Source organism: Saccharopolyspora spinosa NRRL 18395 (assembly GCF_000194155.1).
Taxonomy (GTDB): Bacteria; Actinomycetota; Actinomycetes; order Mycobacteriales; family Pseudonocardiaceae; genus Saccharopolyspora; species Saccharopolyspora spinosa.
The window spans coordinates 185,533-206,883 of the sequence record NZ_GL877883.1; the positions used below are offsets into that span (position 1 = coordinate 185,533).

Annotated in this window: 22 protein-coding genes; 7 read left to right on the forward strand and 15 right to left on the reverse strand. The window is 70.1% G+C overall.

Annotation, left to right across the window (positions count from 1 at the left end; all coding sequences use genetic code 11):
* Nucleotides 1–164: 164 nt before the first annotated feature.
* From SSPN_RS0138840 to SSPN_RS0138855, 4 genes are all read right to left on the reverse strand, one after another.
* On the reverse strand, nt 165–590 hold the full coding sequence (locus SSPN_RS0138840; RefSeq protein ID WP_010315640.1) for a DoxX family protein: 426 nt from the start codon (nt 588–590) through the stop codon (nt 165–167).
* A 594-nt stretch (nt 591–1,184) separates the two neighbouring features.
* Nucleotides 1,185–1,673 carry a 5-(carboxyamino)imidazole ribonucleotide mutase gene (gene purE, locus SSPN_RS0138845; RefSeq protein WP_044577258.1) on the reverse strand — a complete coding sequence of 163 codons (489 nt, stop codon included), beginning with the start codon at nt 1,671–1,673 and terminating at the stop codon, nt 1,185–1,187.
* Between the two features lie 67 nt (nt 1,674–1,740).
* Nucleotides 1,741–2,925 (reverse strand): 5-(carboxyamino)imidazole ribonucleotide synthase, encoded by a 1,185-nt coding sequence (locus tag SSPN_RS0138850; RefSeq protein WP_029536158.1) that lies wholly within the window; start codon nt 2,923–2,925, stop codon nt 1,741–1,743.
* A gap of 230 nt (nt 2,926–3,155) precedes the next feature.
* Nucleotides 3,156–3,959: a hypothetical protein gene (locus tag SSPN_RS0138855; RefSeq protein WP_010315646.1), complete on the reverse strand. Its 804-nt coding sequence runs from the start codon at nt 3,957–3,959 to the stop codon at nt 3,156–3,158.
* Nucleotides 3,960–4,155: 196 nt separating this feature from the next.
* Between SSPN_RS0138855 and SSPN_RS48045 the strand changes: the two genes are divergently transcribed.
* Genes SSPN_RS48045 through SSPN_RS48055 form a run of 3 tightly spaced genes read left to right on the forward strand, consistent with a single transcriptional unit; the run spans nt 4,156 to nt 7,280 of the window.
* Entirely contained in the window at nt 4,156–5,037 is an 882-nt protein-coding gene (locus SSPN_RS48045; RefSeq protein ID WP_010315648.1) for a sigma-70 family RNA polymerase sigma factor, read from the forward strand.
* Entirely contained in the window at nt 4,988–6,715 is a 1,728-nt protein-coding gene (locus SSPN_RS48050; RefSeq protein WP_044577172.1) for a hypothetical protein, read from the forward strand. The genes SSPN_RS48045 and SSPN_RS48050 overlap by 50 nt, the downstream gene beginning before the upstream one ends.
* Before the next feature lie 49 nt (nt 6,716–6,764).
* The gene (locus tag SSPN_RS48055; protein WP_010315652.1) at nt 6,765–7,280 is read left to right on the forward strand and encodes a GtrA family protein; all 516 of its coding nucleotides are present in this window, start codon (nt 6,765–6,767) and stop codon (nt 7,278–7,280) included.
* Between the two features lie 107 nt (nt 7,281–7,387).
* On the opposite strand, the gene SSPN_RS0138870 is transcribed toward SSPN_RS48055, so the two are convergent.
* Entirely contained in the window at nt 7,388–8,662 is a 1,275-nt protein-coding gene (locus SSPN_RS0138870; RefSeq protein WP_010315654.1) for an ATP-binding protein, read from the reverse strand.
* A gap of 6 nt (nt 8,663–8,668) precedes the next feature.
* Nucleotides 8,669–9,343, reverse strand: coding sequence for a response regulator transcription factor (locus tag SSPN_RS0138875; RefSeq protein ID WP_010315655.1), 675 nt, complete (start codon nt 9,341–9,343; stop codon nt 8,669–8,671).
* A 115-nt stretch (nt 9,344–9,458) separates the two neighbouring features.
* On the opposite strand from SSPN_RS0138875, the gene hisN reads away from it, so the two are divergent.
* Entirely contained in the window at nt 9,459–10,232 is a 774-nt protein-coding gene (hisN, locus tag SSPN_RS0138880) for a histidinol-phosphatase (RefSeq protein ID WP_010315656.1), read from the forward strand.
* A gap of 94 nt (nt 10,233–10,326) precedes the next feature.
* Here hisN and SSPN_RS0138885 read toward each other — a convergent pair whose 3' ends face one another.
* Nucleotides 10,327–10,566 (reverse strand): hypothetical protein, encoded by a 240-nt coding sequence (locus tag SSPN_RS0138885; RefSeq protein ID WP_010315657.1) that lies wholly within the window; start codon nt 10,564–10,566, stop codon nt 10,327–10,329.
* 440 nt (nt 10,567–11,006) lie between these two features.
* On the opposite strand from SSPN_RS0138885, the gene SSPN_RS0138890 reads away from it, so the two are divergent.
* Nucleotides 11,007–11,846: a helix-turn-helix domain-containing protein gene (locus SSPN_RS0138890; RefSeq protein WP_010315658.1), complete on the forward strand. Its 840-nt coding sequence runs from the start codon at nt 11,007–11,009 to the stop codon at nt 11,844–11,846.
* The gene (locus tag SSPN_RS0138895) at nt 11,839–12,021 is read left to right on the forward strand and encodes a DUF397 domain-containing protein (RefSeq protein WP_010315659.1); all 183 of its coding nucleotides are present in this window, start codon (nt 11,839–11,841) and stop codon (nt 12,019–12,021) included. The genes SSPN_RS0138890 and SSPN_RS0138895 overlap by 8 nt, the downstream gene beginning before the upstream one ends.
* A 339-nt stretch (nt 12,022–12,360) precedes the next feature.
* Here SSPN_RS0138895 and SSPN_RS48060 read toward each other — a convergent pair whose 3' ends face one another.
* From SSPN_RS48060 to SSPN_RS0138925, 5 genes are all read right to left on the reverse strand, one after another.
* Nucleotides 12,361–13,851, reverse strand: coding sequence for a DUF2339 domain-containing protein (locus SSPN_RS48060; protein WP_158309715.1), 1,491 nt, complete (start codon nt 13,849–13,851; stop codon nt 12,361–12,363).
* Nucleotides 13,852–14,504: 653 nt separating this feature from the next.
* Nucleotides 14,505–14,810 carry a hypothetical protein gene (locus SSPN_RS0138910; protein WP_010315662.1) on the reverse strand — a complete coding sequence of 102 codons (306 nt, stop codon included), beginning with the start codon at nt 14,808–14,810 and terminating at the stop codon, nt 14,505–14,507.
* Complete coding sequence (locus tag SSPN_RS49760) at nt 14,807–17,260, reverse strand: TNT domain-containing protein (protein WP_010315663.1); 2,454 nt, start codon at nt 17,258–17,260, stop codon at nt 14,807–14,809. The genes SSPN_RS0138910 and SSPN_RS49760 overlap by 4 nt, the downstream gene beginning before the upstream one ends.
* A 7-nt stretch (nt 17,261–17,267) precedes the next feature.
* Complete coding sequence (locus tag SSPN_RS0138920; protein WP_044577176.1) at nt 17,268–17,588, reverse strand: hypothetical protein; 321 nt, start codon at nt 17,586–17,588, stop codon at nt 17,268–17,270.
* A gap of 2 nt (nt 17,589–17,590) precedes the next feature.
* Nucleotides 17,591–18,049: a YbaB/EbfC family nucleoid-associated protein gene (locus tag SSPN_RS0138925; RefSeq protein ID WP_010315666.1), complete on the reverse strand. Its 459-nt coding sequence runs from the start codon at nt 18,047–18,049 to the stop codon at nt 17,591–17,593.
* A gap of 278 nt (nt 18,050–18,327) precedes the next feature.
* On the opposite strand from SSPN_RS0138925, the gene SSPN_RS0138930 reads away from it, so the two are divergent.
* On the forward strand, nt 18,328–18,777 hold the full coding sequence (locus SSPN_RS0138930; RefSeq protein ID WP_010315668.1) for a MaoC family dehydratase: 450 nt from the start codon (nt 18,328–18,330) through the stop codon (nt 18,775–18,777).
* A 359-nt stretch (nt 18,778–19,136) separates the two neighbouring features.
* Here the strand turns inward: SSPN_RS0138930 and SSPN_RS0138935 are convergent, their stop codons facing one another.
* Genes SSPN_RS0138935 through SSPN_RS0138945 form a run of 3 tightly spaced genes read right to left on the reverse strand, consistent with a single transcriptional unit; the run spans nt 19,137 to nt 21,276 of the window.
* Entirely contained in the window at nt 19,137–19,790 is a 654-nt protein-coding gene (locus SSPN_RS0138935) for an adenosylcobinamide amidohydrolase (RefSeq protein ID WP_010315669.1), read from the reverse strand.
* A complete protein-coding gene (locus SSPN_RS0138940) occupies nt 19,787–20,755 on the reverse strand; it encodes a hydroxymethylglutaryl-CoA lyase (RefSeq protein WP_010315671.1) in 969 nt (322 codons plus the stop codon). The genes SSPN_RS0138935 and SSPN_RS0138940 overlap by 4 nt, the downstream gene beginning before the upstream one ends.
* On the reverse strand, nt 20,755–21,276 hold the full coding sequence (locus SSPN_RS0138945) for a PH domain-containing protein (protein ID WP_010315673.1): 522 nt from the start codon (nt 21,274–21,276) through the stop codon (nt 20,755–20,757). The genes SSPN_RS0138940 and SSPN_RS0138945 overlap by 1 nt, the downstream gene beginning before the upstream one ends.
* Nucleotides 21,277–21,351: the final 75 nt, after the last annotated feature.

Below are 21,351 nucleotides of genomic sequence, written 5' to 3' on the forward strand. Positions count from 1 at the left end.
TAGCGGAACCCCAGACGCCGCCTGGGCTGCGGGATCCCCGCTTCACGCATGCCCCTTCGGGGCTGCCCTCGCCTGAGAACCCGCAGAGGTGCAAGAGCGGTTCAAGGTGAAGGACACCTCCTGTAAATCACGTTGGCAGGAGGTGCCCTTCACACTTCAGTCGATCAGGCCGCGGCCTTCTCGCTGGGCGCCGCCGACTTGCCATTGAGCAGCGCGGCGAGCGTGAAGCGCGGGCCGCTGAAGCCGAGCGCCAGGCTGACTGCCGCGAGCACCAGCACGTACTCAAAGCCGCCGTCCGCCGAGAAGAAGCCGCCGCTGAGGTGCGCGGTGAAGATCGCGCCCACCATGACCGCCGCGAGCAGAACGCCGGCGACCGGCATCAGCACCCCCAGGATCAGGCCCAGGCCGCCGAGCAGTTCGACCAGCGCGGTGAACCATGCCGCCACCGGGGGCAGGCCCATCTTGCCGAACGAAGCGACGACGTTGTCGATTCCGTAGAGCACGAACTTCTGGTAGGCGTGCGCGAGGAACGTCGCGCCCACGACGAGGCGCGCGACCAGGGCCGTCACGTCACGAAGACTGTGCTGCATGGGAAGAACCTTTCGGGTTCGACGTCTGGCGACGCCACCAAAGCTTATGTATGAAGCTTCAATTACTATCCCCCGCCGAGAAGATCTTCACAGCTCTCCCGCGATCCGGAACGAGGCCCGCGACAAGTCGCCACAAAAGTGGCAAACGACCAGTACCACCGTGGCTACCGGTGGGTAACATCAGGGATTACGTGACACCCACTCGTCGCCTCCGTCCGTCCACTTCGGTCCGGCAAGCGGCGGCACGTGTCGAGGCGACCCTCACCGCCGGCGACAACGTGGTCGCGCACGTCGTCGCACAACTGCTCCGGCACTCCGGTGTGGACGGACCAGGACCCGGCGCGAAGGCACCTTCCCCGGCCCGGACGGGATCTCCAACGGGCACCTGCTGCCGCCCGGCGAGCCGCTGAGCCCGCTCGGTCCCGTCGCGGCGCTCGCCGACCGCATCAGCGCGGCCAGCCCGATCGGCAACGCCCAAGAAGCAGTGATGGTCAACCAACTCGGTTGAGCACCCCAATTCGCCGCAATTTCAATGGAAATCGAAGGTCCCGAAGGTCCGATTTCCATTGAAATTGCGGGCAACCCCGGGCGGGGTCAGCGCTGGGTGGCCTTCTCCTGGAGGGCGGTGTGCTTGCCGAGGACCATCTCTTCCAGGTCGGACTGGAACTTGGCCATGTCCACGCGCAGGCGGGCACCCAGCTCGCCGGAATCCGCCGCCAGCGTCCGGACCGCGAGCAGACCCGCGTTTCGGGCCCCACCCACCGACACCGTCGCCACCGGCACCCCGGCGGGCATCTGCACGATCGACAGCAGCGAATCCATCCCATCCAGGTACTTCAGCGGCACCGGCACGCCGATCACCGGTAGCACGGTGGCCGAGGCGACCATGCCCGGCAGGTGCGCGGCACCGCCGGCTCCGGCGATGATCACCCGGATGCCGCGGTCGGCGGCGGTGCGCGCGTAGTCGAGCATCCGCTGCGGCGTGCGGTGCGCGGAGTAGACGCCCGCCTCGAACGGCACGTCGAACTCGGTGAGCGCGTCCGCGGCGGCCTGCATCACCGGCCAGTCGGAGTCGCTGCCCATGATCACGCCGACCAGGGGATTCTCGCCTGCCACGCTCGGACCTCTCGCTTCGCTGCGTCGTGTTACGTCAGTGGATCTGATGGCCGTCGAGCCACTCGGCGTGCGACAGCCAGTGCGCGGCCAGCCGCGCCTGCTCCCGCACCTCGTCCATCCGGTCCCCGAGGACGGTCACGTGGCCGAGCTTGCGCCCCGGGCGCTCGCTCTTGCCGTACAGGTGGACCTTCGCGTGCGGGTAGCGGGCGAACAAGTGGTGCAGCCGCTCGTCCACGCCCATCTTCAGCTCGATCGGCGAACCCAGCAGGTTGGCCATCACCACGGCCGGCGCGGTCTGCTCGGTGCTACCCAGCGGGTAGTCCAGCACCGCGCGCAGGTGCTGCTCGAACTGCGAAGTCCGGGAGCCTTCGATGGACCAGTGCCCGGAGTTGTGCGGGCGCATCGCCAGCTCGTTGATCACCAGGCCGTCGTCGGTCTCGAACAGCTCAACCGCGAGGACGCCGGTGACGTCGAGCGATTCGGCGATCTTCAGCGCGAGGCCCTGGGCCTGCTCGACGAGTTCCGCCGAGGCGTTCGGGGCCGGGGCGAGCACCTGCACGCAGATGCCGTCCTCCTGCACCGTCTCCACCAGCGGCCACGCCGCGCCCTGCCCGAACGGCGAGCGCGCGACCAGCGCGGCGAGCTCGCGGCGCAGCGGCACCCGCTGCTCGACGAGCAGCTGCGAGCCGCTCCCCAGCAGCTCGGCGACGGTGCGTTTGGCGCCGTCCGGGGTGTCGAGCACCCACACGCCACGGCCGTCGTAACCGCCGCGCGCGGTCTTCAGCACGCACGGCCAGCCGTGCTCAGCGCCGAACTCCAGCACGTCGGCGATATCGGTGACCTCCGCGAACGGCGGCACCGGGAGACCGAGTTCGGCCAGCTTGCGGCGCATCACGAGCTTGTCCTGCGCGTGCAGCAGCGCATCCGGGCCCGGCTGCACGGAAACCCCCGCCGCAGCCAGCACGCGCAGGTGTTCGCCGGGTACGTGCTCATGGTCGAAAGTGACCACATCGCACCCCTGCGCGAAGTTCTTCAGCGCGTCGAGGTCCGTGTGGTGCCCGATCTCCACGTTCGGCGCGACGAGCGCGGCGGCGTCGTCCGCCGAGGCGGCCAACACCTTCAGCGACTGCCCCAACGGGATCGCAGCCTGGTGGGTCATCCTCGCGAGCTGGCCACCACCGATCATGCCGACAACTGGGGTTCCGGTGCGGTGGTCCACCCCGCAAGCCTAAAGCGCGCACGCCCCGCACCCGCGCGGGGACCGCCCCGACGCGACCCACCTCACAGCACCGAGGTCCGCAGGAGCCGGTCCTCCAGTTTCAATTGAAACTGGAGAACCTGCCAACGACCCCCGACGACTAGGGACTTGCACAGTTTCAATTGGGGCTGGAAAACATGCCGACGACCCTCGACGACTGGAAACTTGTCCAGTTTCAATTGAAACTGTCGTCACAGGGACGCAAGCAGCTCGCAGGCCTGGTCGTGGTCGTCCGGCAGGAGCTCTTCCCGCAGGAGCAACGGCCCGCAACCGTGCAGAGCCGGGTCCGCCGCCAGGCGGTGCTGGATGGTCCAGCGCGCCTGGAGGCAGCGGGCCTGCAGCAGCCGGTCGCGCGACGCGAGCACCACTGCCGTTGCGGACCGCAGCAGCGACGTCGTCTCCCCGCCGTCGAACACGGTCCGCAGCGCGTCGGCGATCAGCACCATCGCCATCATCCGGGGGTAGTCGTCGGCGTTGACGGCGAGCGACACCGTCACCAACGCGTGCCCATCACCGGCGGCCCGCCCCGCCACGCGGGCCGCGCGGTAGACCTCGTGCAGCCGGGTGCGCAGGTAGCCGGCCGTGGTCAGGCCGGTGAGCGGGTCCTCCACCTCGCGGCCGACCGACATCCGGGCCACCACGTCCGACCAGCCCAGCGCGGTGGCGCGAACCATCGCCGTCGGCACCGCATCCGGGTCGGCGGACACCAGCCCGTCGTGCTCGCCGTCCGACACCGCGTGCAACGCGGCGAGATCCTGCAACGTCCCGGCGAGCCCGACACCGGCTTCCGCTCGGGACGCGCCGAGGTCGGCCAGCGGATCCGCGAGGTCTTCTTCAGCGACGACCGCCGAGCACACCGCGTCGACCGCATCCGACGCCCAGTCGCTCGGAAACGGCCACCCCGCGGTTAGGCTCGCGGTGCGCCAGCGCGACCGAAGCGCCCTGCGGCGCCCCTCGTCAGTCATTGCGTCATACCACAGCGGCCACTCCCTCATGCCTAACGCTCCTCCTCTTCAACGACCCGTCGATGGGACGAAGCAGTGGGTCGCCCATGACGGTGGAGTTGATGGCGCGAGCATTAAGATCTAGATCACAATAATCTTCAGCTTTTTCGCGTCATGTCATCTGGCGAGGATGACTCCCTAGAACACACGGAAAACGGCGAGCGCCCTGCGGGGAGGTAGGTGCGGCGTGGCGACAGTCCCGGCGGAAGTGCAGGGCCCCAGCGACGGTGAACTGCTGGAAGAGGTCCGCGACGGCTCGTCCGCGGCTTACGCGCAGCTGTACGAGCGACACGTCGCAGCGGCTTACAACATGGCTCGGCAGGTCGCGAAGTCCCCGGCGGAAGCCGATGACCTGGTGTCCGAGGCCTTCGCGAAGGTGCTCGACACGCTGCGGGACGGTCGCGGGCCGAACACCGCATTCCGTGCCTACCTGCTCACGGCTCTGCGGCACACCGCCTACGACCGGACCCGCCGGGAGCGCAAGGTGCAGCTCGCCGACGACGTCGCGGAGGTGTCCGGCGCCGACGTCAGCGTGCCCTTCACCGACACCGCGGTCGCCGGCCTGGAGCGCACGCTCGCCGCGCAGGCGTTCGCGCGGCTGCCGGAGCGCTGGCAGACCGTGCTGTGGCACGTCGAAGTCGAGGGCCAGACCCCGGCCCAGGTGGCGCCGCTGCTCGGCCTGACCCCCAACGGGGTTTCCGCACTCGCTTACCGGGCTCGCGAGGGACTCCGCCAGGCCTACCTGCAGGTTCACCTCGGGCAGCTGGACGACGCCGAGTCCGGTGTCGAGCAGTGCCGGGCCGCCGTCGACCGGCTCGGCGCTTGGACCCGAGGCGGGCTGTCCAAGCGGGAAACGACCCAGGTCGAAGCGCACCTCGACGGCTGCCACCGCTGCCGCGCGCTGGCCGCCGAGCTCGCCGACGTCAACGGTGCGCTGCGGGTCATCATCGCGCCGCTGGTGCTCGGTGGCTCGGTCACCGGTTACCTCGCACTCGCCTCCTCCGGAGGAACGGCCGCTGGTGCGGCGGTCGCGGCCACCGGCCGCTGGTGCGGCGGTCGCCGCCGGTAGCGCCTCTGGGGTTGCGAGCGCGGCGAGCAGTGCGCCCCGCCAGGCGCTCACTGCCGGAGCGGCGACCGCAGTGCTCGCCGCAGCCATCGCCATCGCCTTGACCTCCGGCACGGAACAGCCCGTGCCCGTCGCGTCGACTCCGCCACCCGCGGTCCAGCCGCCGCCCCCGGCTCCGCAGCCCCCGACACCGCCGGTGCCCAAGCCTCCAGCCCCGAAGCCCCCGGCGCCGCAGTCTCCGCCGCCGCAGCAACCGGCTCCGCAGCCCGCGCCGCCGCCGGCGACGCCGAGCCTGAACGCCTCGGGCCCGGGCGAGCCGATCCAGCTGGTCGCCGGGGGAGCCCCGGCGGCGTTGCCGATCACGGTGAGCAACAGCGGCTCCGGGCCGTCCGAGCCGGTCATCTCGACGCTGAACCTGCCGCCGGGCGTGTCCGCGCAGCTGCCGACCGCCGTGCGGTCCGGGCCTGCCTCGACCACCCCGCAGAGCTGGGTCGCATCGTCGTCCCCGGTCCGCGGCCAAGCCCCGGACGCGCCGTCGGTGAGCTGCACGAACCAGACCAGCTCGATCACCTGCACCACCGATCGCGGCCTCCGGCCCGGCGAGACGTTCGTCTTCGACTACCGCGTGCAGGCCAACGAGTCCGCCACCGGCGGCGATATCACGGCGCGCATCAACGCCGGCACCGAGATCCAGCTGCGGCTGCCGACGGTTCCGGTCGTGGTCCGCCCACCGGCACCGGTGGACGGCGTAGACGTCCGGACTTCCGCCTGGAACCCGGGAACGCTGCAGCTTTGCGGCATCGGCAGCTTGGACCACGCGCCGTGGCTGTGCAGCCGGATCACGATCGACGTGCGCAACACCGGGACCAGCACCGGGCGCGCCGTAGCCGTGGCCCAGTTGCCCGAGGGCGTCCAGGCGGTTGGGATGTCGCCGAAGTGCGCCGCCGAGCCCGTGGACCAGCACCGGATCCGGTGCGCCGCCGAGCTGGCCCCGGGCAAGTCCTTCCACAGCGAAGTTTGGGTCACCGCCCTGCCCGGCTTCTCATGGCCGGAACCGATCGGGGCCTCTCTCGTCGAAGCCGACCTAGCAGAGCCAACGCAGGCTTGGGCCGAGCCGGACGACCGCTGGATCATCCGCGACGTGACGATCCCGGTGTCCGGGACCTTGGGTTCGGCCCGCGACAGCGACCCGGTGTCCGTGCGGCTCTGGTACCCGTGGGTGCCGCCCGCACCGCCGGCACCGGAACCTCCCGCGCCGACCCCGACGCCCACGAGCACGCCGCCGGAGTGCCCGTGGTGGTCGCCGGGCTGGGGCAACCGCCCGCTGTGGACCCCGCCGGGTTGGAGCGACCGGCCGCCGTGGGACGAGCACAGCTGGGGCGACCGGCCGCCGTGGACCCCACCGCACTGCTGGTGGCCTTGGCCGCAATACCCGTCGCAGCCGGTCCCGCCGTCGAGCAGTCCTACAACGACCGCTCCGCCGAACACGACGGCGCCGACCACCACGCCGCCGATCGCGTCGACACCTCCCAGCAGCACGACACCGCCCAGCAGCACGCCGCAGACTAGCACAACGACGCCGACCAGCTCGACGACGCCGACGACGGCAGCGCCGCCTAGCAGCAACGCGCCGCCCAGCAGCTCTACGACGGGGTCCACGACACGCCCACAACCGAGTTAAATAGCCGACTGAAGTCGCTCAGTTGAGGTAGCTCCGTAGACTCGGGGACGTGTCCGCTGTCGATTCGGTACTCGCGCGCATCCCGCAGCCGTACCGATCTCTCGCGATCCAGCACCGCGAGTTGCTCAAGTTCGGGGTCGTCGGCGCGATCACGTTCTTCATCGACACAGGCATCTTCTACGCGCTGAAGCTGACGATCCTGTCGCCGAAGCCCGTCACCTCGAAGGTCATCGCGGTGCTGGTAGCGACGATCGTGTCGTACGTGCTGAACTTCCGCACCCGCGGCGGTCGGCGGCGGCGCTACGAGGCGACGCTGTACTTCGTGATCAGCGGCATCGGGGTCGGGTTGTACTCGGCGCCGCTGTGGGTCTCGCGGTACGTATTGCACCTGCAGACGCCATTCACGAGTCGGCTGGTGGAGGAGATCGCCGACTTCACGGCGGGGCAGATCATCGGGCTGCTGGTCGGCATGGCGTTCCGCTGGTGGGCGTTCCGCAAGTGGGTCTTCCCCGCCGAGCAACCCGACCGCCGCCCCTCTGCCCGCGACCGAATCTCGGCCCGCTGAACGAGAACACCTGGCCCACTGCTGGCACAGTTTCAATTGAAACCCGTGAACCCCAGAACCCCACCCGGGTACTCACCCCACCACAGTTTCAATTGAAACTGCGGGAGTCAGCGGGGGGTGGACTCGCGGTTCCAGGAGACGCCGAGGATGTCGTCTGCTCGGGCGATCGGGAGGAACACCTCGAACATCGCCGGGCGCGCTTGGCTCAGTTCCAGGCGCCCGCCGTCCGCCTCCACTAGGGCTCGGGCCAACGCCAGGCCGACACCGGTCGAGCCCCTCCCGGAGAAACCGCGTTCGAAGAGGTACGGCACCAGGGCATCGGGCACGCCCGGTCCGGAGTCCCCGACCTCGACGACAACGGTTCCGCCGCCCTGCCTCGCGGCCAGCATCACGGTTCCCTCGCCGTGCCGCAGCGCGTTGTCGAGCAGCACGCCGATCGTCTCCCGCAGGCGCGTGGGGGTGGCCCGCGCGAGCAGGCCTTCCGACACCTTCAGCCGCAGCGTCCGCCCCGCAGCCTTCAGCGGCTCCCGCCATTCCCCCGCGACATCGGTGAGCAGGCTGGACACGTCCAGGGGCTCGGCGTCCCGAGCGCGCGCCGCAGTGGCCGCCGCAAGCAGGTCGTCGAGAACCCCGGAGAGCCTTTCGGCCTGCTCAAGAGCCGCGCTGGCCTCCTCGGCGATCTCCGGGTCGTCCGTCGCGGCGAGTGCCTCCAACCTGAGGTGCAGCGCGGTGAGCCGACTGCGCAGCTGGTGCGAGACGTCACCCACGAGATCGCGCTCGCGCTGCACCAGTTGCGACAATGCCGCGCCGGAGGCGTCCAGCGCATCGGCGACGCGGTCCAGTTCCGGGACCTGGTGGCGCTGCGGATCGGCGCGGAAATCGCCGGCACCGAGCCGGGCCGCGCGCGCCGCGACGTGCTTCAACGGGTCGGAGAGCCGCCGGGCGGTGAGCGTCGCGACGATCATCCCGGTGCCAGCTGAGAGCACCACCAGCATCAACACCAACGCCGCCACCTGGAGCTGCTGGGTGCGCACCGGGGCACTCGGCGCGGCGATCGTGACCGTGCCGCTCTGCACCATCGGCACGCTCTCCACCAGCGGATCCTGCCCAGGATCCGGGCCGTAGACGTAGTCGTGCGCCTGCGTGCGCACGATCAGCCGGGCTCCGTCGGGCACCGCCAGTCGCGCCGCATTGAGGTCGATCGAGCGCTGCGAGGCGATCTGCTCGTCGAGCAGCGTCGCGATCTGCTGCGCGCGGGTGGTCAGGTCACCGGCGGTGAGGTCCTGGACGAGCTTCAGCGCGGTGAACCCCAGCGGCAGGCCGAGCACGACCGCGGTGACCGCCACCGCGAGCAGCGTGGCCTGCAGGATCCGGCGGCGCATCGCGGCTCAGTCCGCGTTGAAGCGGAACCCGACGCCGCGCACCGTGGCGATCCGGGTCTCGTCGAGTCGGCCGTTGCTGTCGCTGAGCTTCCGGCGCAGCCACGAGATGTGCATGTCCAGCGTCTTGCTGCCTTTGCGGTCGGACTCCGGCCAGACCTCTTCGAGGATCTCCTCGCGGGTCACCACCTGGCCGGCGTGCTGCATGAGCACCCGCAGCAGCTCGTACTCCTTGTTCGCCAGCTGCACCTCGTGCTCGTTGACCAGCACCCGGCGGGCGGTCAGGTCGAGCCGGACGCCGGAGGCCTCCAAGGTCTCCGGGGCGCCGCGGCGCAGCAGGGCGCGGATCCGGGCCATCAGCTCCGCGAGCCGGAACGGCTTGGCGACGTAGTCGTCGGCACCCGCGTCGAGGCCGACGACGAAGTCGACCTCGTCGGTGCGCGCGGTGAGCATCAACACCGGGAGGCCGCGGCCCTGCGCCCGCAGCCGCCGGCACACCTCCAGGCCGTCCATCTCCGGCAGCCCGAGGTCGAGCACCAGGAGATCGATCCCGCCCGAAGCGGCGGCGCGCAGCGTCGATGGGCCGTCTCCGATCACCTGCACCGAATAGCCCTCACGCTGCAGCGCTCTGGACAACGGCACAGCGATGGCCGGGTCGTCTTCTGCCAGCAGCACCACGCTCACGCCTTCCAGACTAGAGGTCGCAGATGATCACGTCCGGTGTCCTGGGAGATTCGCCGGACCCGCCTGGTTGCGGGCCCTTCGCGGATCATCGGGGGCAGCGGGCTAGGGTTCCTGCGTGACCAGCGATCTCGACCTCGCCCTGCACCTCGCCGACGTCGCTGACGGGATCACCGTCCACCGCTTCCGGGCCCGGGACCTGAGCGTGGACCGCAAGCCCGACCGCACGCCCGTCACCGACGCGGACCTCGCGGTCGAGGACGCGGTGCGTGAGGTGCTCGGCGCGCAGCGCCCTGACGACGTGGTGGCGGGCGAGGAGCGCGGCGGCACCGCCGGGGCGGGCCGGGCGTGGGTGCTCGACCCGATCGACGGCACGAAGAACTTCCTGCGCGGCATCCCGGTGTGGGCGACGCTCATCGCGCTGGTCGACGGCGGCCGGCCGGTCGTCGGCGTGGTCAGCGCCCCGGCGCTCGGCAAGCGCTGGTGGGCGGCGGCCGGGTCGGGTGCTTGGTGCCGCACCGGTGACGCGGAGCCGGAGCGGATCGGGGTGTCGGCGGTGCGGGACCTCGCCGACGCGTACGTGTCGACGACCCACTTGGGCACCTGGGTGGAGTACCACTCGCGGGAGTCCTACCTACGGCTGGTCGACGCCTGCTGGGAGAACCGGGCGTTCGGCGACTTCTGGCACCACTGCCTGGTCGCGGAGGGCGTGATCGACATCGCCGCGGAGCCGATCGTCAACCCGTGGGACGTGGCGGCGGCCCAGGTCCTGGTGGAGGAAGCGGGCGGCACCTTCACCGACCTGTCGGGGAATCCCCGCTACGACGGCGGAAGCGCCCTCTCCACCAACGGCCACCTGCACTCGGAAACCCTCAACCTGCTGCAGAAGTAGGGTTCCGGCGGCCGGGCCGGGGGGAGGAACGCCCGACCGCCGGAGGGACCGGCGCTCAGTCGGGGAAGGCAACGCGCCGATCCGGTCAGGGGCCTCAACGGGGGTGCAGCAACCTGTGCCGTCCCACGTATTCGGCAGTGGCTAGCCGTTTCGCCTCTGCGGCAAGCGAATCCTGGATCTGCCAGACCGTCGTAGCACCGTCACCGGCACCCGTGTGCTGCCCGGAGCAGTTCCGCACATATCCCGCGACGATGTGGCAGAGGATCAGCAGCAGCGTGCCCGCGCCGACGGCGATGGCGTGCTGCACAGCGGTCCAGGTGAGGTCATCGATCATCGTGCCCCCTCAGAAGTCCCAGTTCCGGCTGGAAAAGCCGCGTTCGCCAACCGCATCGGTACACTGTGGACACCGCTCGGTCACGGCCGCAGAGCGGGGAGTGCGGCCCGCGAGCGTGGCGAACGGAACCCGCATCCACACCTCGCACAGCGAAGGAACCCACCCGCCGCCGCACTGAGCCCCCGGCCGAACCGGCGTCGCATGTCGCCGATCCAACCCGATCCCCACGATCCAGTAGACCTCTTGGAAATCGCTGCGGTACGGATTTGCCAACATGGCCCCACCTTTGGCTTAATCGCTGGTCAAAGCGCTGACAGCAAGAAGCTAGATCGATACCGTTAGTGTCGGCGAATCTGAGACATCGCAGGTAGAAGCGCTAGCGCTGGGTCATCTGCGTCATCGCCTGACACACGATCAGCGGCGAAACGGGAGGTCGGCCCGTGCGGCAGTCCGAGAAACTGCGTCAACTGGGGTTGGGCGTGCAACTGCGGAAGTTGCGCGAAGACGCGCGAATGTCCACCCGTTCGGTGGCGAAAGCCCTCGGACTGTCCCCATCTTCGGTCAACCGCAACGAACTCGGCCTCCGCGCACCGAGCAAAGAAGAGGTGAGCGCTCTCTGCGCGCTTTACGGCGTGGTTGGAGAAGACAAGGAAGCGCTCCTCGAAAAGGTCGGGGACAGCGCGGAAACCGCCGCGTGGCTGGCGAACGGGGTTCCCGACCAGTTGGCGAGCCTGATGGTCCTCGAACGCGAAGCGGTCGCGATCATCGACGTCCAGATCTCCCTGATCCCAGGCCTCGCACACACCGCGGACTACGCCCGGCTGATCCTCGGCGACGAAACGGCTCCGGGGATCGATCTGGAGAACCAGGTGGCGACCAGGCTCGGCCGACAAGCAATTTTGAGCAGGCCGAGGGCTCCGAAAGTGCGTCTGCTCATAGACGAAGGGGCTCTGCACCGAACGCTGGGAAGTCGACGCGTGCTGCGGGACCAGTTGGAGCACCTGCTGGTCCTGCAACGTCGGGACAACGTGGGTGTTCGCGTCATCGACTTCGAGGCGACACCGAGGCCAGCGATCGGAACCTCGTTCTCGCTATATGAGCTCGCGAACGGCAGCCCATACGTCTTCGTCGAGGTTCGCGGCCTCGGCCTTTTCGTCACGGAGCCTACTGAAGTGGCTTCCTTTGTGACAGCCTGTCGATCGTTGGACGACTGCGCGCTGGATGAGACCGCCTCCACTGCGCTGATCCGGAAGATCGCGGAGACCCTGAACGATGAATGAACTCAATTGGCGCAAGAGCACGTACACCGAGAAGTACAACTGCGTCGAGGTGGCGATGACGCCGGAGACGACGGCCGTGCGGGACTCCAAAGACCCCGACGGCGGCATCCTCGCCTTCAATATCCGGCGCTGGCACAGCTTCTTATCCGCCATCAAGGCCGACCACTACCGATGAGGCACCGCGTTCGGCGGGGTCAGGGCTCGCGAGTGCTTTGGGTCGCCATAGGAGCTGGCTTGGAAGGTGCTGGCGTGAAGCGAACGGACCGATCGTGCCGCCTATCGAGGCGAACAGGCCGTTCGCAGCAGCCCGGGGCCTACGTCAGACGAATGAAGTGAACGGACCGATCGTGCCGCCTATCGACGCGAACAGGCCGTTCGCTCCACACCGCTTGGCGAGGCGGAACCAGACCACTCCCGTTGGGGCTGCCACGGGAACCTCAAGGCAGAACGAGTTCACAAACAGCCTCTACAGCTCCCCAAACCACTCACGAACCTCAACTCAGCCTGGCGTCCGTCACGCCTCCTGGGTTTCGGGTGGCTGCGGCGTCGCGGCCCGGGTTAGGAGGCGGGCGTAGGCGGAGCCTGCCGCCAGGAGGATCAGGCCCGCGCAGAGGAAGGCGATCACCCGGGCAAAGCCGTCCAGGGTTGCCAGGTCGAACAGCAGCAGCTTCGCCAGGGACACGGCGATCAGCACTAGGCCCGCGATCCGTAGATGCATCACCCGGACTCCCCGCAGCAGCAACGCAATCGCCGCCACCACCCAACTCAGGGTGATCAGGATGTGGCCGGTTAGGAAGCTCGCCCGTGCGTCGCTCACCAACAGGCACGCCGCCATCGTCGCGCTCGCCGTTCCGTACAGCAGCGCCAGTCCCGATGCCGCCCACAGCGGCAGCGCCCCCGGCAGTTCCGCCAGCTTCCCGATCCGAGTCGCCGCGACCGGCAGGGCCACCGCCACCAGCGCGACCAGCAGTCCGGCCAGCAGGCCGCGGAGCCCGGTGCCGCCGTCGTGCCAGAGGAGCGCGGTGATCGGCAGCTCGTTGAAGAACGCCAGCAAGAACCCGAAGGTCGCGTAGCACGTCGCCCCGAGCAGCACTCCCCGGCTGCGCAACAGGAATCCGCCGACGCCGAGCAGCAGCGCCTCACACAGCAGCGCCGTTCCCCAACTCGACGAGTCCAGGAAGCTCAGGGTCGCCTGCACTGCGGCAACCGCCGCCATCCCACCGACCGCAGCGACGAACCTTCCCGACAACCGGTTCCGGAACGCGGGCGTGAACCGCCCGGCCGCCCAGATTCCCACCAGCAGCACGACCATTGCGGTGCCGATCGCGCCCGCCGCCGGACGCTCCAGCATCAGCGGCCCGGCCAGGAAGGCCGGCGTCGGTGCGGCGATGAGCAGACCGATGGCCGTCCCATCCGCATCCGGCCGGGCACCTGCGGTGATCGCCGCGACCGCCACGCCGAGCACCGCGGCGGCGAAGACCGCGACCACGAGCGCGGTGTCGTAAATCCAGATCCCCCGCACGCTCGCTGCCAGCGCAGCCAGCACGGTGGGAACTCCGGCCGCCACCGCGAGGCCAGCCCAACCCCTTCGCACCTGCACCGGGGTCGCCGCGACCTGCAACAGCACTACGAAGCCGACGAGCAGCGAATCCGCCGTCTGCGTGATCAGCGGCGCACAAATCGCCGAGCTGAGCACCACGCCGAGGGCCAACGGCTGCGCCCGCCACCGATCCGCGAGCGCCAGGCCGGCGACGCTGACCGCGAGGCCAACCCCGAGCCCGGTTGGCACCGGCAGGTAGCCGTAAAGTGCGGTGGCCGCCACCACGTCCAGGAACAACGCGCCGAAACCCGTTGTGGCAAGGGCAAATCCGGCGATTCGACCCGCCCCGCCCGACTCGTCGGCCGCGGACCGGCGATGCATCCACCACCCGGCCGCGACCAGCAGCGCGGCGAGCACCGCGCCACCAGCGACCCGCGCGCCCGGCCCCAACCATTCCTGCTGCACAACACGACGCCCAGCAAGGTCACCCCGGCACCGACCCAGGCCAGGACGCGGCTCGGTTCCAGGTCCGCGCCGAACCGCTGACGCACATCCCCAGCTGGGACCTGCGACAACCCCGGATACGGCCGCGGTGCCGCCGGATACTGCATGGCGGCCGGTTGTTGCGCATAAGCCTGATAGTGCTGTGTAGCAGCGGTTTGCTGCGCAGGGCCAACCGGATAGTGCTGCGACGCAGCCGGTTGTTGCGCCGCAGTATGAGTCTCAGCCGCAGCAGGTTCTTGCTCGGATCCCGCCGGATGCTCTGGTGCTGGAGCCTGATGATGCTCCGCAACGTCAGATTGCTGCTCGGACGTGGCTTGATGCGGCTGCGGAACCGGATACTGCTGCGTTGCGACCTGTTGCTGATACGGGAGCTGATGCGGCGCCTGCAGCTGCGCCTGCACCATGCTGCCTAGATACGTCAGCCGCTGGCCGATGGCGTGCAACTCACCTGCGACCAGTTGCAGTGCTTCGCCGGGCTGTGGTTGAGACATGGTCCCGAAGTCTGCGCGCGCTCAGGCGCACGAGCATCGGTAGCACTACTCAGATGCGATCACAGGTTGGTACGGATGCGCGCCGACGCTGGTCGTGGGACTGGAGCGCGCGAATCCGCTCGTTCACGCGCGCTGCGCGGGGGTGCCCTTCACCGGCGTGCTGGTGACGTCGACCGGGCCGACGGCCCCGCGCAACGCCTGCGTCCAGGTGAGCCTGCCGAACAAGTAAAAGCACGCCACCTGCTCGCTGGTGAACCGCGCCCAGTCGTAGCGATTCCCCTGCTCACGCCAGAAGACCTCCCAGGCCGGGGCACCGTCGACCTCATCGCGCACCAGGCACCAGGCGTCGTCGGCCTCGGCCCCCACGGACACCAGGTCCTCCGGGACGCCCATCGCGACGAGCCAGCCGAGCACGGATTCGGTGTTCACTTCGCGGCCTCCTGCGCCGTCCCGCCATCAGTTGTCGCCGGACCGCCGTCCGCTTCATCGCGCGCGATCCGCAGCGCCGACGCCACCCCGGCCTCGGCGGCCTTGACCTCGACATCTTCCCTGGTGAGCCGCTCGGTCGAAGCCACGGCGGGGTTCCCGGTCTTCCGATCCTCGTCCGAGGTCGCCGCCTCGGCCTCATCGCGCGTGAGCCGAACGGCCGAAGCCACCGACCCGGCGATTCCGTCTGACACATCCTCGCGGGCGATGCGCAGGGTTGCCGCCTCGGCGACCTCCCGCGCCTTGGTCAGTTCCACCAGGTAACCGAGCCCGACGAGATCGATCAGCGAATAGGTCGCGCGGTAGCGCATGCCGCCGCCGGGCTGCGCGAACCACGGCGCGGCAACGGCCTGCCACACCGGCAGCGGACGCATGACCCGATACCGCCGGTAGTCGCGCTCGTCATACGCGGCGGGCAACGACCGCTGCGCGAAAGGCGTTGCAGCGGCGAACAAGATGCGGCCGTCGCCGCTGCCCAGGCAGTCGAGCACCACGTCCGGCGCCAACACCACCGGCTCCGCCGGTTCCACGCCGCCCTCCGGGAACTCAGCCGCCGGTGGCCACGCGTACTCGCTCCGCTCGCCGGCGCGCGCCAAGAACCGGCGCTCCCACTCCGGCTCACTGAGTTCGCCGAGCGGCTCGTGGCCCTCGGTGAGCTCCGCAGGCAGCTGCTCGGGCTCGCTCCGCTCGGCCCGATCGCGCTGCGCTGCCGCATAAACCTCGGCCGACCGCGTGCGCTCCAGCGCATCGCTGTCGTCCACCAGGTGCGACTGCGGGTGGTCCTGCGGCGGGAAGCTCAACCCGGACCGGTCCTCCTCGACCGCCTCCGGCACCGGCAGCTGCCTGCTCGCCTTGCTCGCCGCGACGGGCATGTAGCCGATCGGGAACTGGTGCAGCACGAACGCGACGACATCCGCGTTACGGCTGCCCTGCCGCAACGGGCGCTGCGGCGCGTCCGGCACCACCGGAGCGAGCGGCTGCGACGGAGCCGGAAGCGGACGCAGCGGAGCGCGCTGCATCCGCTGGTGAGCCTGAGGCTGTGGCGCCTGGAGCTTGTGCGCTTGAGGCTTGTGCGCTTGAGGCTGTGGCGCTTGAGGTTGTGGCGCTTGAGGTCCCTGCGGGCCAGGAGAGCCGAAGGCGATCGGGCCGCGCGGAGCGACCGACGGCATCGGTGGGCGCGCTGCGGCCGCCGGAGGCGGAGCAGCCGACACCGACGGAGCCCCCGGCACACCGGGCTGCGCCACGAAGTGGCCGCCCGGAGCCGCCGGAGCGAAGCCCTGCGGCGGCGCAGCCGCGCCCGGCAGCGGCGGCTGCGGAGCCTGCGGCGAAGCCCAGGCGGAGTGCACCGCGTGCGGCGCTGTGCTGGAGGCGGGGTCGCCGCCCTCGGGCGTCCAGCCCGAGCGGGCGGAGTCGCCGATCATCGGGATCGGGCCGGTGCTGGCATCGGCGAGGCCTGGGGCCCAGCCGCCTGGATCGACCTTGACCGGGCCGGTGTGCTCGGCATCGCCCTGCCAGGGCTGTGCGGTCCGTGCAACTTCTTCGGCAGCGCCGTGCGCACCTGCTGCCACACCCCCAACTGTTTCGTGCGCAGATCGACCGACACCTTCGACCGCGCCCCCGACGTCCCCAACGGTGTCATGCGCGGCTCGGCCAACGCCTTCCGCAACACCACCAACGGTCTCGTCAGCGACCCGCCCGAAACCGTCAGCAGTCTCGTTGGCGACGCGGCCAACGCCGTCGGCAGCTCCATGCGCAGTCTCGTCAACAGCACCGGCTGCCCCGGACACAGCACCGGCCCCGTGGGTCACAGCCGCATCCACTGTGGACGATGCTGCGCTCAGGGCACCGCCAGCGGCGGACAACGGGCCTTGCGAGCCGTGCGGTTCCACCAGCACGCCGCTGTCCCGGTCCACCGCCGACGTCAGCGTGTTGTGGACCTGCGCCACGTTCGCCGCCGCGCCGTTCAACGCCGAGTCCAGCGCGGCCAGCGCCTGCGGATGCCCGGCGGCAGCCGCCTGTTCGGCCGCGTCTGTCTGCTTCGCCAACGTCACCAGTTCCCGCACCAGCTGCACTTTCGCCGCGCCGACCTGCTCGGCCGCGTGGTCCAGGCGGTCCGCAGCGGCTCGGCACTGCTTGGCCGATGACGGCAGCACCCCGTCGTCAGCGGCTAACTTGTCCCAGTCCCGACGCGCCGCCTGGGCGGCTTCGCCGTCGAACGCACCGAGCGCGCCCTGCGCAGTGCCGTCGGCGGCACTGGTGAGCGCCTCGATCGACTTCGCCGCATCCCGCCACGCCGACGCCGACTCCCGCATCTTGTCCTCGTCGGCTTCCGGCCACTTCGCGCCAGTCCGCGCCGCGACATCCTGGAGTTCGGCGGGAAGTTCGATGCCCATGCGCCGGTCACCCCCGCCCGGCTAGTCGGCCGAGCACGTCGGCGTTGCCGGCGTCGGCCTGCCCGGTCGTGGCAGCGGTCGCGGCGAGCTTCTCGCCCATGTCGCGCAGCCGCCCGGACATCGCACCGAGATCGTCCAGCGCCTGGTCGGCGCGCCCGCAATGGGTGCGGGCGAAGTTCGCGCCGATTTCGTCGCCGCCCCAGCAGTCACCAGCGGCGTTCAGCGCCTCGCGGAGGGTGTCGGCGATCCGCTGTGCCTGCCCGGCGAGGCCACCGAGTTCCCCGGCGTGCTTGGTCAGCTGCCCGAGATCACTTCGGAAGCCGCTCATCGTCACCACTCCCGTCCCGCCGGGCCCTGCCGCAACCAGCTCGCATCCGAGAAGTCATCGTCATCGACATTGTCGTCGAAGCGCCGCGATTCGTTGCGCGGTGCCGAATCCGACGCGCCTTCGGCGTGTCCGCCCAGCAGCAGCTCCGGATCAGTCCCCGCGGGCAGCACCTCGGCGAGCACGTCGGCTGCCCGGCGGGACGCCGCCTGCGCCGCCGCCGCTGTCAGCTGCACGATGGTCGCGGCGAGCTGCGCCGGGCGCTGCCGCTCGTAGACGTCGTCGGAGAGGACCACCTCGCGCAGCACACCCTGCGGCCCGACCACGACCTGCACGCTGCCGTCCTTGGAGCGAGCGGTCTCGGCGATCGAGGACAAGTCGTGGTGCGTCTCGGCGAGTCGTTCCCGACTTCGCCGGTAGTCCGCCATCAGCTCCGCTACCTGGGCACGGTGGTCGGTCGGCACGGCCGCTCCCCTCCCTGTTCGCTGGCGGCTCCGTCGCGGGCGCGCGGTGCCCGACATCCGGTCGGCAACGGCAAAGCGGTCGTCCGCGGCCGGTGACCGCAGACTGCACGTCGCGACTTGGACGCACGGCGCTGCGCTGATGGTTCCATGCCGGTCAGGGGATTTTTCGCCCGGCCGACCAGCCGAACCGGATTGTCCGATCCGCCCCGAAATCACCGATCACAGCCTGTGAGCACCCTCTCAGCGCGGGCCGGGAAAACCGCTGCGACGATGAGGCGATGGGCATGATCGCGTACGAAGACCTCACGCCGGGGCGGGTTTTCGACCTCGGCGACGTGGAGGTCGACCGGGCGGAGATGCTGGCGTTCGCCGAGCGCTTCGACCCGCAGCCGTTCCACCTCGACGAGGAGGCGGGCCGGAACTCGGTGCTCGGCGGACTCTGCGCCTCCGGCTGGTTCACCGCATCGCTGTGGATGCGCGGCTACGTCGACCACGTGGTGGCCGACTCGACTTCGCAAGGCTCCCCCGGCGGCAACGAGCTGGCCTGGCTCGCGCCGGTGTTCCCGGGCGACGTGCTGCAGCTGAAGATGGAGGTCAACAGTCAGCGGCGGTCGCAGAGCAAGCCGAACCTCGGGCTGGTGGAGATCACCGGAACGGCAGATCGCGGCGAAGAACGAGTCATGCGCTTCACCTTCGTCGCGCTGTTCGGCACCCGAGAGCAGCCCTGAGCGTTTCAGCTGTTCATGAGGCGCGAACACTTTGGAGCGCCATTGAGGCTGTCGTGTCCCTGAAGCGCCGAAGGTCTTCACACGCCCTCGCGGGCCCGAGGCACCCCGAACTATCCGGGGCAAAGCCCGTGATGTGTGTGAGCGAACGGACCATTCACGCCACCTACCGACCCGAACAGTCCGTTCGCTCCACACCAACAACCGAACCACCAGCACCAAGCGAATGAAGCGAACGGACCATTCACGCCACCTATCGACGTGAACAGTCCGTTCGCTCCACACTGGTGACGCCCGGTGCGCCTCGGCGGCACAAGGTGTTCTCGCACAGGTTCTACAGCGCCCGCAGGACTCCCGGGTGGTTACCGGTCCGGATCTTCGCGGTGGCGCGGGTGCTGGACACGCAGACCTGCGGTGACCGCCGCGTGCACCGCGCGTGCGAGCCCGGCGCCGATGCGGGAGCGGGGGCCGCAGTAGGGCTCGGCTTCGCCGTCCAGCGGGCAGAGGACCACCGTCGCGTCCGTGACCGTGCCGGTGCCCGCGACACCCGACTCCACCAGGGCTTGCGCCTTGGCCTCGGCGACCGTCGCGACCGCGTTCACCAGCGCGGCCTCGCTGAGTCGTACCGGGGACCAGCACACCGCGTTGATCGTGCCCGGCGTCCAGGCCTGCGCCGCCGGTTCGCGCGCCGCGGCCCAGACGGGGTGGCTGACGCCGGTTGTCACGCTCGCCTGCACACCGCCGTCGACCGAGGTCACCTCGTGGCGCACGTCGACCGCGGTGAGCAGCCCGACGCCGTCGCCGGACATCCCGAGCTCATCGGCCATTTCGGCGACGTGGGCCGCCGGATCGGGATGGTCGTAGTCGGTCACCACCGTGGCGTTCAGCACCCACGACCGCGGGCCGATCCCGCCGCCGTGGATGGCCGACGAGATCGCCAGCCCAGGCCGGGCGCAGCGCCAGGCCAGCAGCGGCCGACCGTGCAGCGTGTGCAGCGCCGCGGTCGGCGCGCTCACGAACCCGAAGCCTCAGCGGTTCCGAGGGCCTTGACCACGCGGGACGGGCTAGGCCGGCCGAGCCGCTCGGCCATCCACACGCTGGTCTCCACGAGCTTCCCGAGGTCGACGCCGTGCTTGAGCCCCAGCCCGTCGAGCATCCACACCAGGTCCTCGGTGGCCAGGTTGCCGGTGGCCGACTTCGCGTACGGGCAGCCGCCGAGCCCACCCGCCGAAGAGTCCACTGTGGATACACCGAGTCGGACCGCCGCGTAGGTGTTGGCGAGCGCCTGCCCGTAGGTGTCGTGGAAGTGCACCGCCAGCCGGTCCACCCCGACCCCGGCCGCGACGAACGCGCGAACCAGGGCCTCGACATGCCCGGGAGTCGCGACGCCGATGGTGTCGCCGAGCGACAGCTGCCAGCAACCCATCTCCAGCAGCCGCTTACCCACCGAAACGACCTGCTCGACCGGCACGGCGCCCTCCCACGGGTCGCCGAAGCACATCGAGACGTAGCCGCGCACGGCCAGCCCTTCGCCGACCGCGCGCTGCACCACCGGGTCGAACATCACGAACTGCTCGTCCAGGCTGCGGTTGAGGTTGCGCTGGGTGAACGTCTCGGTCGCCGCGGCGAAGATCGCGATGTCGCGAACACCCGATTCCAGCGCCCGGTCCAGGCCCCGCGCGTTCGGCACCAGCACGGGGTAGCGCACCCCCGGCGCCCGCTCCAGCCCCGCCAGCAGCTCGGCGGCGTCCGCCAGCTGCGGCACCCACTCCGGGCGGACGAAGCTGGTCGCCTCCAGCACGCCCAGCCCGGCGTCGGCCATCCGCTGCAGGAACTCCAGCTTGACCTCGACCGGGACGACTTCCTTCTCGTTCTGCAGCCCGTCGCGGGCCCCGACCTCCCAGATCGTCACCTCGGTCGGGAGCTCGCCCGGCTCCGGCGAGGCCACCTGCATCGGCAGTCCAAGTTCACGCGGCCCCATCAGTCGTCCTCCCTGGCGCGGTAGTCCCAGTCGTCCCGCGGGTCGTCGTTGACCTCGCGGTACAGCAAGGTGTGCACCCGCTCCACCTGCGGGATGTCGTCGAACTCCAGCGGCTCGTCCGAGGCGGATTCGACGACCAGGGTGCCGCAGCCGAGTATGCGGTCCAGCAGCCCGTGCCGGAACCGCACGGAGTTGATGCGGGACATCGGGATGTCGATACCGGTGCGGGTGAACACGCCCTCGCGCACCATCAGCCGGTGCGTGGTCACCACGAAGTGCGTGGTGCGCCAGCGCACCAGCGGGGCGAGCGTGAACCAGATGATCAGAACCGCGCCGACGACCGCCAGGCCGATCCAGGCGGGCAGGTACCAGGAGGTGGGCGCGGCCAGCGCCGCCAGGTAGGACCCGCCGCCGACGACCACGAACAGCACCAGCACCGGACCGATCAGCATCTTCCAGTGCGGGTGCTTGTGCACGACCACGTGCTCGTCCGCGCCGAGCAGGCCGTCTGGGTAGGCCACCGGATCCCTCCTCAGCCTCTTCGCCGGTTACCGATCACGTTACCGGCTGGGCTCATCCGATCACGCGGACATCGG